Annotated in this window: 7 protein-coding genes; 2 read left to right on the top strand and 5 right to left on the bottom strand. The window is 37.4% G+C overall.

Annotated elements, in window-relative coordinates; all coding sequences use genetic code 11:
* Nucleotides 1-4 precede the first annotated feature (4 nt).
* Together EOK74_RS21205 and EOK74_RS13030 are read right to left on the bottom strand one after the other, a co-directional pair.
* Complete coding sequence (locus EOK74_RS21205; protein ID WP_133470443.1) at nt 5-1327, bottom strand: methyl-accepting chemotaxis protein; 1323 nt, start codon at nt 1325-1327, stop codon at nt 5-7.
* Between the two features lie 550 nt (nt 1328-1877).
* Complete coding sequence (locus EOK74_RS13030; protein WP_239024111.1) at nt 1878-5333, bottom strand: hypothetical protein; 3456 nt, start codon at nt 5331-5333, stop codon at nt 1878-1880.
* 700 nt (nt 5334-6033) lie between these two features.
* Between EOK74_RS13030 and EOK74_RS13025 the strand changes: the two genes are divergently transcribed.
* On the top strand, nt 6034-7845 hold the full coding sequence (locus tag EOK74_RS13025; RefSeq protein ID WP_133470442.1) for a glycoside hydrolase family 3 protein: 1812 nt from the start codon (nt 6034-6036) through the stop codon (nt 7843-7845).
* An 11-nt stretch (nt 7846-7856) separates the two neighbouring features.
* Here EOK74_RS13025 and EOK74_RS13020 read toward each other — a convergent pair whose 3' ends face one another.
* The 3 genes from EOK74_RS13020 to EOK74_RS13010 form a co-directional block, all read right to left on the bottom strand.
* On the bottom strand, nt 7857-12647 hold the full coding sequence (locus EOK74_RS13020; protein ID WP_239024110.1) for a PAS domain S-box protein: 4791 nt from the start codon (nt 12645-12647) through the stop codon (nt 7857-7859).
* A 507-nt stretch (nt 12648-13154) separates the two neighbouring features.
* Nucleotides 13155-14147, bottom strand: coding sequence for an adenosine deaminase (add, locus tag EOK74_RS13015; protein ID WP_133470440.1), 993 nt, complete (start codon nt 14145-14147; stop codon nt 13155-13157).
* 19 nt (nt 14148-14166) lie between these two features.
* Entirely contained in the window at nt 14167-14799 is a 633-nt protein-coding gene (locus tag EOK74_RS13010; protein ID WP_133470439.1) for a response regulator transcription factor, read from the bottom strand.
* A gap of 315 nt (nt 14800-15114) precedes the next feature.
* Between EOK74_RS13010 and cmoA the strand changes: the two genes are divergently transcribed.
* The gene (cmoA, locus tag EOK74_RS13005) at nt 15115-15846 is read left to right on the top strand and encodes a carboxy-S-adenosyl-L-methionine synthase CmoA (protein ID WP_133470487.1); all 732 of its coding nucleotides are present in this window, start codon (nt 15115-15117) and stop codon (nt 15844-15846) included.
* Nucleotides 15847-15954 lie beyond the last annotated feature (108 nt).

Genomic DNA, 15954 nt, shown 5'->3' with positions numbered 1-15954 from the left:
TCCACTACTTTTTTTCATCTAAATTAGTCACGAACTGCGACACTGCTTCAACCACTTTTTGAGCACCAATACGAATATCTTCGATAACGTTATTAGTATGGCTCAAACGCTCAGCCACATCATTGGCTGTAGTTTTACTGTCATTAATGGTAGATACAGCTTTATTTGTCAGCTCCTGGTTCTTTGAAACCACATCTACAATCTCTTTTGTTGATCGACTTGTTCGTGACGCTAACTCTCTTACCTCATCTGCTACCACAGCAAACCCTCTTCCTTGCTCACCTGCTCTTGCTGCTTCTATCGCTGCGTTTAATGCTAGTAAATTAGTTTGATCCGCGATACTACTGATGGCTTGTATAATCGTACTGATAGTTTTTGATTGAACTTCTAGCGCATCGATATTTTCTGATGCAAATGTCATTTGCCCATCTAATTGCTGCATAACCTGTGCTGTTTGCTGCATTAATTCAGCACCTTGCTTCGCATTTTCATCCGTCGTTTGAGAAATATCAAAAGCAATCATAGCCGCATTATTTGTGCGTTCCTCTAGTAACACTTGATCAGTAATCACAGTTGCAAATTTTACAATTTTATAAAGTTTTCCATAGTTATCAAATATAGGGTTATAGGATGCTTCTAACCACACTATATTGTTATGTTTATCAACTCGTTTAAAACGGGATGCTATGAATTGTCCTTCATTCAATTTTCTCCAAAAATCAGCATATTCTGGTGAACTGGTTTCTTCATCAGTGCAAAACATTCTGTGATGCTTATTTTGAATTTCTTCAAATTTATAACCCATGCCCTGTAAAAATAGTTCATTAGCATGTTCAACTAATCCATCCGGATTGAACTCGATAACCGCCATAGATCTAAGCAAGGCTGACATCATATTGTCTTGATGAACCGACTTGTCTATGGTTCTAGTTAAATTATTTGCAAAGACATCAAATGACTTACATTTTCCGTTAATATCAACAATTGGCTGCAAAATAACTCGCAACCAAATAACATTATCGCCATTTTGCAACTCCACGGCACCTGACCAATGTAACTTTTTTTCAATCGCATTTTTTAACTGATTAAAGTGTGGGGTTGTACGTGACTTTGTGTGAACTAAATCCGTAAATTTACCATTGATTACATATTGTTTTGGCAATTCAGTTTCTGATAAAAACAGTGGATTAACATTCTGAATAACTCCCTGTTCCGATAGCTCTATATGCAGCATTTCTTGACTTAAACTATCTAAAACCTGTCTTTTGAGGTGCAGACGTTCTTTTAGCTTTGAAATTTCCACTTGCGACTTTTTATTGTTAAACATCTTCTATCCAATTTCCTGTTATCGATTAAAGTATCCCTGATTACTATGTCTATTGGGCTTGGCCCACAAAAACGTTGAAGCTCAAACTAAACGTGTCTAGGTTAAACATGAATTATCTTCTGTTTAAATAAACAATAAGCACCACTAAAATCACGGTAATTAATTTACCCTCCACCTTCGTTCATCGGCAGAACAACAAGATTTGTTTAATTTTAATTTAATTTTCTAAAGTGCCCCCAACTAACCTTTCTAGAAGCTAACTACAATTTGAGAATACTCAGCTAATTCAAAAAAATGAAAACTTTATTATTTATACATATGAACAATGGCAACTCAAGGGTACTTATTACCATTAAAAAATAGGCAATAGCTTATAAAAAGCAATCGTAATTGCTATTTAAATCAGAATAAGGATTAAAAGTCGCTCGGTTTAAAACCAAAAAGACAATAAATGATGTGTTCATTTTTAGCTTGAATCAAAAATTGGTGCTAGGGTTTGTCAACACGATTTCTAGTGTGCTGACAAAAATTAATAGATGCTAGGAGGAAGTTAATTTACATTACATAACTGTGTTAAGTTAACAGTAATGTGTACTTGATTAATTATTCCATTATGTGAAAACACAGCATGACTAAACTCAGAATCTAAACTTAATTTTTCATCTCTAATGATGCGACCATCACTTAAAGTAAGGGTTAGTTGTGGATTTTCTGCCGATAGTTCATAAATGATTGGCACTTGGCACCAAGTAAACGCCAGACTATTTTCGGGTAACAATGTCTGTTGCCAATTTCCATTTACATCAAGATAGCGGAAATTTTGGGACTCCTGAAGGAACTCTTTCTGCCTTAACATTCTTGGATCAAAATTTACTTTACCTGCTACAACTTTAACACCTAACTCCCCAAAACGAGTCAATATCTCCTCTTTAACCTGCCCTGTCATTCCCGGTTGCTGCGCCCCCGCATGCTTAGGAGTATGTGAATAAGGGTCACAAGGAAATGCACCGTATTCAGTAGGCGTTTTATTAAATCCTATTCCCTCTCTCACTCGATAATAAAGTTCAGCCAAGGTTTTTTGGGCTTCGGCATCAACACCTTTCGTAACGCTCAAGTCGTAATTTTCTTTAATCGCTAAAAGTAGCTTAGATACCATATGCCAATAGATGCAACCTAAGCCTTCGAAGCCAAACATCCCCCCAGAGCGTCCAGTGAAAGCACTATGATTAAATACTTCCTCATAAATACTTTCAATTATACTCACCTCTTGGCCATCTAATTTGTCATAGGCTTGCTTAACTTTATCCAATTGAATTAAAAGGTCACTGCTATTTTTAAGGCTCGGATTAAAACGATAACAGCCATTAGCATCTTTCAAAACAATATGTTCATCTTTCAAATTCAGCATCTCGCCGAGTACAGTCGAGCCCGTAATTAAGGATTCTGATATTACGTTTTTCTGTAAAAACGGGGTTTGAATACGATCGGGATACAACATGAATGTTTTCTGGTCTGGGCGATAAATATCGCTCTCAAACAATTGATTAATGACATCTATGACTTGTTCGGTCGACATTGCTCCTGAGCTCAGTGCCGCAACCTGCCCTTCTAGCATTGGATAAAGATTTCTTACTTTGGCAGTACCTGTTGATAACTCCAGCAAATTGTAAGAATGATATAGTCCATCATTACTTTGACTGGTTTTGATACTGTGTTCAATAACCACTAAAGAACAACTCAAAAATGCTTTCACCTTTTCTATGTTGCATTCTATTTTATGGCTAAACCTTTGATTTTGGTAAACGGCATGGCGATAACGAGATGAAGCTTTACCCAACCCTTCTAAAACTTTAAAGCGTAAACTGCTTGATATCGTAACACCATTCAATTTTGGAGATAGACTTGACAGTATTTTAAGAGATTCATGTAACCATAAGACGACTTCATAGGAGACGTTGACACCCCTTTGCTCTTTTTCAATTAAGTCTTGAAAAAAGCATACATAACGACGTAGATAGTTCAACGTCACCACAGACAGCCCTTGGCCTACAATGGCGTTGTTAGCATCATTCCACTCAGGTCTTTGAGTGTTTAACCAAATGCCACCATCAACCACTAAATTTCCAAGTTTACACAACAAAGGCACGAGTAGTTTTTCAAGTAAATTAACTTGATACACCTCGCCATTTTCATCCAGAATCAATTTACCATCTGAGCCTATTTCTTGGACTCTCTTATCAATTACTTGCGCCGCGTACTCATCAAAGACAACCGTATTTTTAGCATCATTTAAAATAGTTTCAAATGCTTTTATACGGTAAGGGACATTGGCGTAACTGAATACGTCTTGGCGTAATCTTTGATTTAAACGTTCTGGGTGATACTTATGGGACAACTCAAGCATTTTCTGAAGATAGATAATTTGATGGTCCCCCCAATAACCAATAAAGCTCCACGGATCGTCAGGCTCTTCAATTTCCCAATCGATTCCCTGCTTAGTGATTCTATATGGGTTATAACCATCAACGGTTGAAGCGTTTACAAACTTAGAAATTACATTTTCGATAAATTCAGGGTAGCTAAAAGTTAAAGCTTCCCAGTTTTGAAAAACATCTCGCCAATTACCTTGATAGGACAATAAAGGATGCCCGTCATCGCCTTTAAGTTTGATTTCAAACTGATTCCAAGGCCGGCTTGGGTCTCCGTGCCTTCGCCCAAAGCTAATAGGCAAATATTCATTTGCTAAGCGTTGTAATTGTGGGTCACCTTGCTTCGTAATAGCGCGATTAAACTGACTAAGCTCAATAGTGTTAGGTAGTCGTTGCAAATCTACAACATGCTTTTCATAAAGCCCTTGATTGAAGAGCTTTAAAGTTGTAATAAAATCCTCTGTCGATATTGAGTGTTTATTCTCAAATACACCACCTCGTAAATTATTGAATAGAGTATTGGCGTAATGATGAACACTCACATTTTCTTCATTTGAAAGTTGTAGTCCATCTGTTGCCGCAACTATTTTCAATAACTGATTAGACCCAGCTGATATTGACTTAGCTATCGAATGAGATAAATCACCTTTGTCCCTCAAGTCAGCCATAAGGTTGATAATTTGGCTTTGGCTCTGCTCAACATTGGCTACTAACTGCCAGGTTTGCCTACACTTTGGTTGTAGAGTTAACTCAGAATTTACAAAATATGCGCCACGAACACCTCTTTTATGATGCTCTGTTGACAACGGCTTACCTTTAGCAAAGTTTTCTAACTGATCGCTACTCAACAAAATTTTTGGAGATTTAAAGCCAATTGAAAACACTGTATTGGCTTTCAAAGATTCACTAGGCGCAGCTCTATCTGTAATACCCGAGTAGACAGTAAACATAGCCAAACCAGAGTTAAGATCTAATTCAGTCCACTTATAAGCGTCCACCAAATTACTTGAAACAGTTTGGGTTAAACGTGGAGTACCTGCAGGTAAAATATTTTGTAAACCATCAAGCAAATCAATAGATACAGGCTCATCACTTAAATTAACAATTTCACAATCTCGGCTAAATCCATATTCCTCCGTTGTTTTCCAGGTATAACGAAATGCTAATTGTAGATCTTGATTAATTTCTTCAAAACAAAGTTTGTCACCTAGGGTGTTTTTATATAGATTTTGGACGGTTTTATATTGCCGATTAAAATCTTTGTTGAACGGCTGCCACTGACAAAACTCTGAAGACTTAACTATGTTAAACATTGTCTTAGGGCCAGTATGTAATGCACTATCATGAATGCGATCCACTGGTACATAAGGAAACAACGCAGTCTCAGGAGATACACGCCCAGCAGTTAAGCCGCCTGTCGATGATACAAACAACCAATGATCGCTATCTGACACTAAACTGATAAAAAATGGATTCATTTCATCAACATGGTGAATAGCGTAATAACGCTCTCCTGCCATATTGATGAACTCACCGCTTGTCATTGGGTCTTGTTGCGCAAACACTGCCATCGCCATGCTCTCTTCATATAAATTAGGGGTAACTTGGGTATCTCCCTCAAATTGAAAATATAAAATTAACTAAGGAAGGAATGAGCTTAAATTCTAATTTCAGCAATGTAATCTATACTTGCATGATATAAAAAGCGTGAAGGCTAAATAATCAAATAAATTACGCAATAAAAACAAGCCAAGAAGGACCGATATCACGACCAAAAAGATTTAAATTTTTTAAAATAACTACAGTATAAATTTGAAGTCAACTACCCAAAAATGTTGTTGGAAACTAGACTTGAACGTCTACTTTTCTAGCCTCGTTTTACTGAGTTATATTTCTCTTAAAAAGCATAGGTCCTCATTATTAAACATTAACAATTTCAAGTTTAATATTAACATTTAAGAAAACGTTTTCATAAAAATGGTCCGACTGACCCTATCTCGGGTTCATTTTAACTTATTTATATTGTGTAAATATCAAAGTAAAATATGGTTATAATGTTAATAAAAAGTATCAAGATTAAATTTATTTATGAACCTATCAGTGTAAAGAAAACCGAGTCTAAAATCTGTAATGCTTCAAAGTGACACTTCGAAACCAATATTATGCAACTTAAAAACAGTAAAATTATTAGGGCGTACTTATCATGCCACTGTCAATAATCGAAAATTTACGTTAAATAACATGCCATATTTCTTCACTCTTCGTTCGAGATATTAGATGAAATTATCCAATCAACCTTTACTCGCAAATAAAGTAGTACAACAGAAAGTGGATAATTTGCTTAGTAAAATGACCCTAGAGCAAAAAATAGGTCAAATGACGCAAGCCGAACGTATGTCATGTACACCCGAGCAAGCTAAGCAATACCATATAGGCTCAATATTAAGTAGTGCAGGCTCTAGACCTGATAACAACCACCCAGAGGGTTGGGTTGCAATGAATGAGGCCTACTGGCAAGCATCAAGTCAGGCTGATGAGAATCATTTAGGGATCCCTACTTTATATGGTTTAGACGCGGTACATGGTAATAACAATGTGACTGGCGCAACCGTTTTTCCCCACAATATTGGATTAGGCGCGGCCAATGATATTAAGCTATTGCAAAAAATCGCGATAACCACAGCCAAAGAAGTGCTAGCAACCGGTGTTGATTGGAGTTTTGCGCCGAACCTAGCCATTGCCCACGATACTCACTGGGGTCGTACCTATGAAAGCTATGCATCTAAACCTAAACCCGTAGGCAAATTTGCAGCCGAAATAGTTAAAGGTTTACAGGGAGACTTATCAGAAGATCATATCATGGCATGTGCTAAACACTGGGTGGGTGATGGTGGAGCCACTTACGGGATTGATCATGGCGATACAATATTATCTTGGGAAGAATTGCACAAGACTCATATCCCTCCTTTCGTAAAAGCGATTGATACGGGAGTCTTGAGTATTATGGTGTCTTTCAGCAGCTGGAATGGAGATAAGTGCCATGGGCACAAGTTTTTATTAACAGACATATTAAAAGAAAAGTTAGGATTTGAAGGAATTGTTATCTCGGATATGCAAGGCATTGATTATCTAGCAGATGATTTTTACCTAGCAGTAGCAATGGGGGTAAATGCAGGGATCGATATGTTCATGGTTCCTCGAAATTGGTCTATGTTTATCGACAACCTCCTCAGCCATGTGCAACTTGGAACTGTACCCATAGCGCGAATAAATGAAGCAGTTAGGCGTATTTTAACAGTTAAAACTGCTTTTGGGTTATTTGATAAACCAAGCCCTGCAAACAGGAAGTGGTCTAACCATGCTTCATTTGGTTCCTTTGAACATAGAGAAGTTGCTCGTGAGGCTGTGCAAAAGTCTCTGGTGCTACTAAAACATGAAAAGAATATTTTGCCATTAGATAAACAAGCTAAGTTTTTAGTGGCAGGTAAAAATGCTAATAACTTAGGCCATCAATGCGGTGGGTTTACTATAAATTGGCAAGGAGTCTCAGGTAACGAAAGTATCCAAGGTGGAACGTCAATATGGAACGGGATTACTTCATTGGCTGAACATGCTAGCCTCAGTCAAAACCAAGGTAAAGATGCAGATCCTAAACAGCACGAGTTTGCAATAGTAGTCATTGGTGAAACCCCCTACTCTGAAGGCTTAGGAGATATTCGTAAAGATGACAAAAAGGTCATTGAATCCGGCACTAATATCAATGGTCAGGTAAAAGTGCTTGAAGCCTATGGCCATTCCCTAGAGTTAAGCGAATTTCATCCCGAAGATATACTAACTATCAAAAATATCACTGATAGAGGCGTACCAGTCATAACAGTACTTGTATCAGGGCGACCGCTTATTGTAGAAAAGGAGATGGCCCTGTCATCTGCTTTTGTCGCCGCTTGGTTACCCGGCTCAGAAGGGCAAGGAGTAGCTGACGTTTTATTTGGAGATAAAAACTTTAAAGGCAAATTGGCTTTCGATTGGCCTAAAACAGGCAATGAACCGTCTCTTTTTAAGTGTGGTTACGGATTAAAATACAAATAAAAATATCCTAATTACGAGTTCAAATGAGAGTAAATCACCCTCAATGTATTATTAAGAGACCTTTGTACTGTTGGCCAAGATATAGCAATGTTATCCACCAAACCTTGCCGACAATCTGCTTCAAGTCTATTCACAACATCAGTTAACGCATCAGAATTGACCTTATTGGCAACTACACTGAGCTTACGAGCTCCTCTTAGTATCTTCGTAACATCATCCTCTTCTACAGCATTATCTGTATCTTCGATTCCCTGTTGTAATTCATCCATTAACTCTTTTAAAGCCACCGGTAATGCCTTGTCACTTTGATATTTTTGCAAGTAAGGTAATAAATCAAACCATACATTTGGGTTACTTGGCATTTCAATGTTTGCGATAGCAGTATGCTTTTCATTCTCAATGTTTGGTTGTTGTTCAGCTGCTTGTTGTAACTCTTCCTTGTGAGCCGTTAACAATGCATCTTCCTGCTCAGCTAATTTAGCCTGATTGGTCTGTAACTGTTGCTGGGCTTCTTGTAATGCTTGTTCCTTATCATCTAGCTGAGCTTTACTACTACTTAACTCCCTTTCAAGTTTCTGTAATTGTCCTGTTAAGGCTTCATGATCATTATGCTGAGCATTTAAGCTCTGTTTACTTTGTGAATATTCTTTTTGTACCGCTTCTAACTCTTTAGTCAGCTGAGCTTGTTTCTCTTCAAGGGATTGAATATTTTGCTCACTCCCTTGCAACGATTGTTGCTGTTGATTTAATTGCTCTTGGAGCTTTTTCTCTTGTTGCTCTTGCAGTGCCAAACGGGTCTGTAAAAAATCTGCTTGTTGTTTAGCCGTATTAAGTTCAAGTTGTAAACTTTGCTCCGCACTTTGTGTCTCATTTACTTGTGACTCAGCGTCTTGCAATTGCTCTAAGTTAGTATGTAATTTTTGCTTCAATTGATTGTTTTGCTTTTCAGCGTCAACCAAGGCTTGTTGTAATTGTTTCTTTTGCTGCTCAATCTCTGCATGATGCTTACGCCATTGTTCATCACTACCTTGGATCATTTCCCGTTGTTTAACAGCGCGACTCTCTACATCAGTTAGTTCAACCGTTAATTGCTCTAACTTCTGTTGCTGTTGAATACGAGCGAGCTTTTCTGCATCTGCTTGACGCTTAATATCGTCTAAATTAACTTGGGTGCTCTGCAGTTGCTGACGTTTAGCTTCTACTTCGTCTTTCAACGCTTGTTGTTGTAATTGCCAATCTTGATCACTTTGGGCAATAGCCTGCTGTTGCTGGCGGCTGCGCTTTTCTACCTCTGACAACTCAGCTTGTAGCTTTTCAAATAGCGCTTGTTGTTGCTCTTTCTGAGCCTTTTCAGCCTCTGTTTGTTGTTTGGTTAGTTGTAATTGCTTTTCCGTTTGTTGTAACTGTTGCTGCTTAGCTTTCAGCTCTCTTTGAATATTTTCTTGCTGCAACTGCCATTCTGCATCACTTTTAGCCATTTGTTGCTGCTGACCGGCATTGCGAGACTCCATCTCAACTAATTCGGCCTGTAACTTATCAAATAAGGCTTGTTGCTCTCTCTTCTCTTCTTTGGTTTGTTTTTTAGCTTTTTTCAAATTCTGCTCTGTTTCTAGCAGTAATTGTTGTTTTGCTAACAACTCTTGACGCATATTTTGTTGTTGCTGTTGCCACTTTTGATCTCTTAAAGCACTTTCCTGTTGTTGTTTTAGCTTTTGCTGCTCCATCTCTGCCAGCTCTACTTTTAAGGTTTCAAACACAGTTTGCTGTTGTTTTCTTTGTGCTTTTTCAGCTTCACTTTGTTGCTTCGCTTGATGTAAGTATTGCTCAGTTTCTTGCAGCTGAGCTTGCTTAGCTTCTAACTCTTGCTGAACCTTATGTTGTTTACTGACCCATTGCTGCTCAATCTTGGCCATCTCTTCTTGTTGCGACTGACTACGACTTTCCATTTCACTTAGCTCATGTTTCAACTGATCAAAGCGTTTTTGTTGCTGTTCTCTTGCCTGCTTTTCTTTGGCTGCAGCGCGCTTAGTGTCATCTAACTTTTCTTGGGTTTGCTGTAACTGTTGTTGTTTTAGCGCTAACTCTTGAGTTAATTGGCTTTGTTGTTTTTCCATGTCTCCTTTTTGCTGGTTGGACATTTCTTCAAACTTTTGCATTTCGTTTTGTAAATGCTCAACATGGCGGACTTTATTACTTAATTCAGACTGCGCCATTTTATAGGTTTGCTCTATACTTCGTCTTTGTTTTTGAGCCTCTTCACTGGCTTTTCGCTGGTTCATCAATTGTTTACGTAGTTTATCACTGGCATCTCCAGAGCGATTTAACTCTGATTGTAATGACGTAATCTGACTACCAACTTCGGTAATTTGCTTGTCTTTTGCACCAATAGATTGTTGTAACTCTTCTATTTCAGACGCAAAATCTTTCATTCTTGCTTGTTGGATTAATTGCTGTTGTTGTAGTTCTTCACTATTTCTTTCACTTACCAGTAGCTCTTCTTGTGCCGTTTTAAACTTACGCTCGCTATTTTGCAACGCATCTGAAATTTGATTCCTTTGCTCTTGTAAGCCATTTACTTGCTCAGTGGACTCTTTTAATTGATTAGTCAATTCAGAATTGGCAATTTGAACGCGGTTTAATTCTTCACGGCTGAAGCTATAATCTTTTTGCAATTCCTGTAAGTGATTGGTGATACTCTCATGAGCCTGCTGTAAATCGCTGTATTCACTTTGTTTTTCTGATAAGTGCTCTTGAGCAACTTGTAGCTTACTTTCTGTATCCACCAAGCTACGAGTTTTAGTCTCTAGTTGTTTTTGACTTGACTCAAACAGTTTTTGTTTTTCTGCCGCTTGCTGTGCTGCAGCTTGATGCTGGCTTATCGCTTCTATTCTGGCTTGATCTGCTTGCTGAATTTCACGAAAATCTGCCCATATACACAAGATAGAATCGAAATCTTTCCCCTTGTACATAGGTACATAAGTAACGTGGCAAGGTAAAAGTGCTTGATTAACTTGATGCTGCCAAGGCATAGACTTAGCTTGACCATCTAGTTTAACTTTGGTGATGTGACGCTCTAACTCTTGACTCGCTTCTTGATCAATATTTAAATCATCAGCAAAAGGTGAACTACCTATTAAATCATGTTCATCTTGCACATCGAAAAAGTCACAAGCTGCAGGGTTAAGCTTGGTAAAACCTCGCTCCCCTAAAATTGCCATTGGCATACTGCTATGTTGCAGTAAACCATCAAACTTATCTTGATGGAACTGCTCGCCGGTTCTGTCAGAAATCCAACACAAGTATTCTTGGCGCTCTTTATTTAAGAGATCTACATGCAACTCACTAGGATGCAGCTCACCTTTATTTCCCTTAAGCTTTGCCTGAAATGCCCTTAAACGGCCGGTTTTCTGAATTTGTTTCGCTGCATTACCAGCGTTACTTGGATCGTTAAACAATTGATAGAAAGTGTCTTTTTTAAGCTCTCTTTCACTTAAACCCAAGCGATCAGTCATGGCAATGTTTGCTTGAATAATTCTATCCTCAGCATTAATTGTTGCTACAGCAGCTGGCGCTAAATCTAATATAGTTGTAAAGTGCTTCCGCTCTTGAACTAGTTGCTCTTTAGCCAGCTTTAACTCGCTAAGGTCTTGTAACATACAAACCACACCAGCCCGATTATTTTGATCATCAGAATAAAATTTCAGCTTCAATTTCAAAGTATGCACGGCACCGTTTTCTAGGGTCAACTCAAACTCTTTTTCGTGGCCCACATTAAGACTACCAAAGCCCGATCCTGTATCACTATGCAATTTAACTATGTGTTCAGGCAACCCCAAAATATTATCCACCCCCTTGTTGGTTATTGACTTTAATTTCAGACCAAATAACTTTTCGAAAGGAGGATTACAGTCAATAAACTTACTTTCTTCATCTAAAACATAAACTGGATTAGGATTATTTTGGATTAACGTTTTAATTTTTTGTTGACTGGCTTGTACCTGACTTTTAGATTTTTCAATTTCAGATAGGTCATAAGCGATAAAATCAAAACGACAGCTATTACCCTCTTTATCTTTTTGACGACATAAACCAACTAATCTTACAGGTAGAACCTTAGCTGGTTTGTTATCCATTGGCTCGCTGCCTTGGCTTGGTACTGACGATGTATCAAGAATTGATATGCCTAGATTAATCTCTAGAGATTCTTGATTTTTAGCTTTATCTAAAATCTGTTCCCAATTAAACAAGTCTTTTTTATCAATCATTGCAGTGAAATCTTTCAACTCACCTTCAAAACCACATTCCCGTTCTAGTTGGTTTGCAAGTATTGAATTGACCGAGAAAATCTTTGCTTCTAAATCAAGACTCAACTGCCCTAGCCCATTTTTATTAAGCGCATTTTCAAAATAACCAAGTTGATCTTTTTGAATATCTAACTGTGTTTGGTAGTTGCTGATATCCGTAAGGGAAATAACATTAGCAATACCGTTAATGTCATCTAAATGTTGTACAAAGCCTACTTGTAGGTGACGTTTGCTGTTTCCAATATACGTTTGGTAATGGCTATATTTAGGTGAAGACAGCCCTTGCGTTATTGTGGGCTGCTCTTCAGCTTCGAAAAATCCAAATATAGATTTATTAATTAGTTTTTGTTGGTTACTACCTAGTAAGAAAGCCGCTACTGTATTAGCAAAAATAATTTCACCAGAATTATTAATATGTAACATACCTATTTTAAAGTCTGTCAGTAGCGCTTGTTTAGCAGCCATTTCTGCATTATGGCGAGCTAAAACCTTACGCAAGCGAGAGAACCTAAATTTGGAGATAAGTAGAATTAATATTAGGAGCCCTAATATAGAAGCCCCAATAATTAACCCCAAATTTATATTCTCTACACTTTGTTCTAGAATTTTTTGTCCCACTGCAAGGCTTGTGTTACTCACTAACAGTAGACTTAAACAAATATTTTTAATCAACTTAGTTGGCCTAGTTTTAGGCGGGATAGCGCCAATATGAATAAGAATTTCAAGTAGAATATAGCAATATGTTTGATGAAAACATGTAAGGGAATACATCTAGGTATTAACTAAAATACCTAATTAAAGTCGTGTTTTGTGGAGTGTATTTCTTTAACCGCGGAATGAGTAAATTTCTAAGTACAAAATTTTCATAAAAACTTGCGTTAAAACATAAAACTAGTATTAGTTTCTATTATTACCTTTGTTCATAAGAAGAATCCGAACTAATAGTCAGCTAGCCACTAAGTTTGCTAAAACATACTTTAAAGATAACTAAGCAGTGATAAAAGCCTAAGGGGACAGTAATAATTTTTCCTTAAGCGATTTAGATGCAAAGGAAGCTTTTAAACCATTAATTTGAACTTGTTTTAACTGAGCATCTGTCAAGCCAACAATATTTTTAGCGACATGGTATTCATTTGCTATCTCGATACCAGACACCCCAGGATCATCTGTATTTAAGGTGGTGATGAGTCCATAGTCTAAAAACGTCCTTATCGGATGGTTAGCCGTATCAATACATGCACCAGTTTGATAGTTGGACGTTAAACAACACTCTAGTGCAATACTATTTTTAAGCATATAGTCCATCAACTTGTTATCTTGAGAGGCTGCAACACCGTGCCCTATCCTTGTGGCCCCTAAGTAATTAATTGCCTGCCATATACTATTAGGCCCATCAGCCTCTCCTGCATGTACAGTTATTTGCCAAGCTGCATCTCGTGCTGAACTAAAGTGCTCTGCAAAGTCCTTAGCGGGAAACCCTTTTTCATCTCCAGCTAAATCCAAAGCACACAAATGCTGCTTATATTGCAGTAAGGCTTTGAGCTCTAATTTACACAGTTCGACGCCATAACTTCGACTTAAAATACCTATTAGTTGCATTGGTATATTAAGGTTTTTACTTGCATCATTAGCCCCAGCAATTACTGCTTCAACAACCGCTTCAATAGAAAGATTATGATGTCTAGCCATAAAACTGGGGGAAAAACGAAGTTCAACGTAATGTAAACCAGCCGATTTAGCATCTTCTACATTTTCATAAGCTATACGGTAGCAAGCTTGCTCTGATGCTAATACCGAAACACCTAACTCCATTTTATTTAAAAACGCTAACAAGTCAGTGACATTACTGTGGTTGAAAGCGTTAATCGAAAACTCTTGGTAGGACGAGTACGGAAGTTCAATAGAAAACTCTTGCGCTAATTGCCAAATGGTAGACAGTCGAATATTGCCGTCTAAATGACGGTGTAAATCCGTTAGCGGTAAAGACCTATTAATCACTTTTGCTCAATATTTAGGATTATTCGATGTCTAGTTCTTTTAATAACAGAACCGCTTGAGTTCGCGTTTTTACGCCTAACTTTTTAAATATCGCACTAATATGCGCTTTTACTGTGGCTTCTGTAATCTCCAAATCAGCTGCAATTTGTTTATTTAGTAAACCGTCTTGTAGTAGTTTTACAACCTTAAATTGTTTAGGTGTTAAGCCGGCAACCAAATTAGCAACATTTATGGTAGACAAATTTTCTGAACTAAACTCCTCATATCCTTCAGGTAACCAAATATTCCCTTTCATGATTTGTTTTAATGCTTCAGCTATAGTTTCGGTAGGAGTAGTTTTGGAAATAAACCCTTTAGCACCTAAGCTCATTACCTTACTTATAACTTGGGATGAATCACTTGCCGAAACAACGGCTACGGGTAAACCTGGAAAATCTTCTAATACTCTAATCAACCCCAAAAAACTGTCACACCCTGGCATATTTAGATCTAACAAAACTAAATCAAAGTTTTTATTCTTCTTTAGAGTTGTAATAGTAGATTCTAAGGAGTCAGCTTGTTTAATTTCAAGATCAGCGAATAATGGTGATAAAGCACCAACCAATGCTTCTCGATATAGCGGGTGATCATCTGCAATTAAAAATGTTGTCATTCATTTAACCTTGTTTTTGTAATTCCTGCGAAATTCATTGTTTGCAAATACAGCTATTTAATATTCCGATAAGAATACTAAGAATAAAGACTTGTGGATATACCCAAACATATATCCAGATCAAATTTACCTCTATTTTGTTAATAATCTAACCACCTAATATCGTCTGTAAAACAATAACCATGAATTAAATCGTAAATATTGCTCTAATGAAATCTTATTCTCTCCCTCAAAAATTTTGAAACAATGGAAATTGATTGAAATTAAGCACACAGGTAGAATTATGGAAATTTCAATTAATTGCTACTTTCTATTATGCAAATAGGCAAAGACGCCATTTATTCTCAACCACAACAAGTAGCCGCATTTCGCTTTGACCAATCTGTGGCAGAAGTCTTTCCAGACATGATCCAGCGCTCTGTTCCAGGCTACAATACAATTGTTGATACCATAGGACAAATTAGCGCCCAATATGCACAAGCTGATTCCTCAATATATGACTTAGGTTGTTCATTAGGCGCTGCTAGTTTATCAGCAAGTAAATATATACAAGGAGAAAACTGTAAAATTATTGCAGTTGATAACTCAGAAGCAATGGCTAAACGCTGTGAGTTGCACGTAAAAGCTTTTAAATCCAAGACCCCAATAACGATAGTTTGTGATGATATTCAAAACATTGAAGTGAACAATGCCAGCGTTGTAATAATGAACTTTACTCTTCAGTTTATCGTACCTGAACAACGCGACGACATTATTAAAAATATTTTCCAAGGCTTAAAACCCGGGGGAATATTAATACTTTCTGAAAAACTTAGTCACACTAGCCAAAGCGGTAATGAATTACTGATAGAGCTACACCATGAATTTAAGCGCAGGAATGGTTATAGCGAGCTAGAAATAAGCCAAAAAAGGACAGCCCTTGAAGATGTAATGCGCATTGAGTCTTTTGAGCAACATAAGACTCGTTTGAAAAACGCAGGGTTTAACGACGTTATTCGCTGGTTTACCTGCTTTAATTTTTCATCCATGGTAGCTGTAAAAGCCTAGGTTATGGGCAACTAATTACTTTAATAAGTAATCCCCTAAGCATTACAGTCGCGTTATTTTTATTTAAATTTCATTAGTTTTAATTTTACTAAAGGCTCATTGTATTGA

The organism is Paraglaciecola marina (assembly GCF_004360155.1).
Lineage (GTDB): Bacteria > Pseudomonadota > Gammaproteobacteria > Enterobacterales > Alteromonadaceae > Paraglaciecola > Paraglaciecola marina.
Note: the sequence above shows the minus strand (reverse complement) of the source record. Positions and strands in the feature narration are given on the sequence as shown.

Bases quoted from the DNA above. Each gene is read 5' to 3' on its own strand.
- EOK74_RS21205 (WP_133470443.1), bottom strand. From the start codon at position 1,327: ATGTTTAACAATAAAAAGTCGCAAGTGGAAATTTCAAAGCTAAAAGAA.
- EOK74_RS13030 (WP_239024111.1), bottom strand. From the start codon at position 5,333: ATGGCGATGGCAGTGTTTGCGCAACAAGACCCAATGACAAGCGGTGAG.
- EOK74_RS13025 (WP_133470442.1), top strand. From the start codon at position 6,034: ATGAAATTATCCAATCAACCTTTACTCGCAAATAAAGTAGTACAACAG.
- EOK74_RS13010 (WP_133470439.1), bottom strand. From the start codon at position 14,799: ATGACAACATTTTTAATTGCAGATGATCACCCGCTATATCGAGAAGCA.
- cmoA (WP_133470487.1), top strand. From the start codon at position 15,115: ATGCAAATAGGCAAAGACGCCATTTATTCTCAACCACAACAAGTAGCC.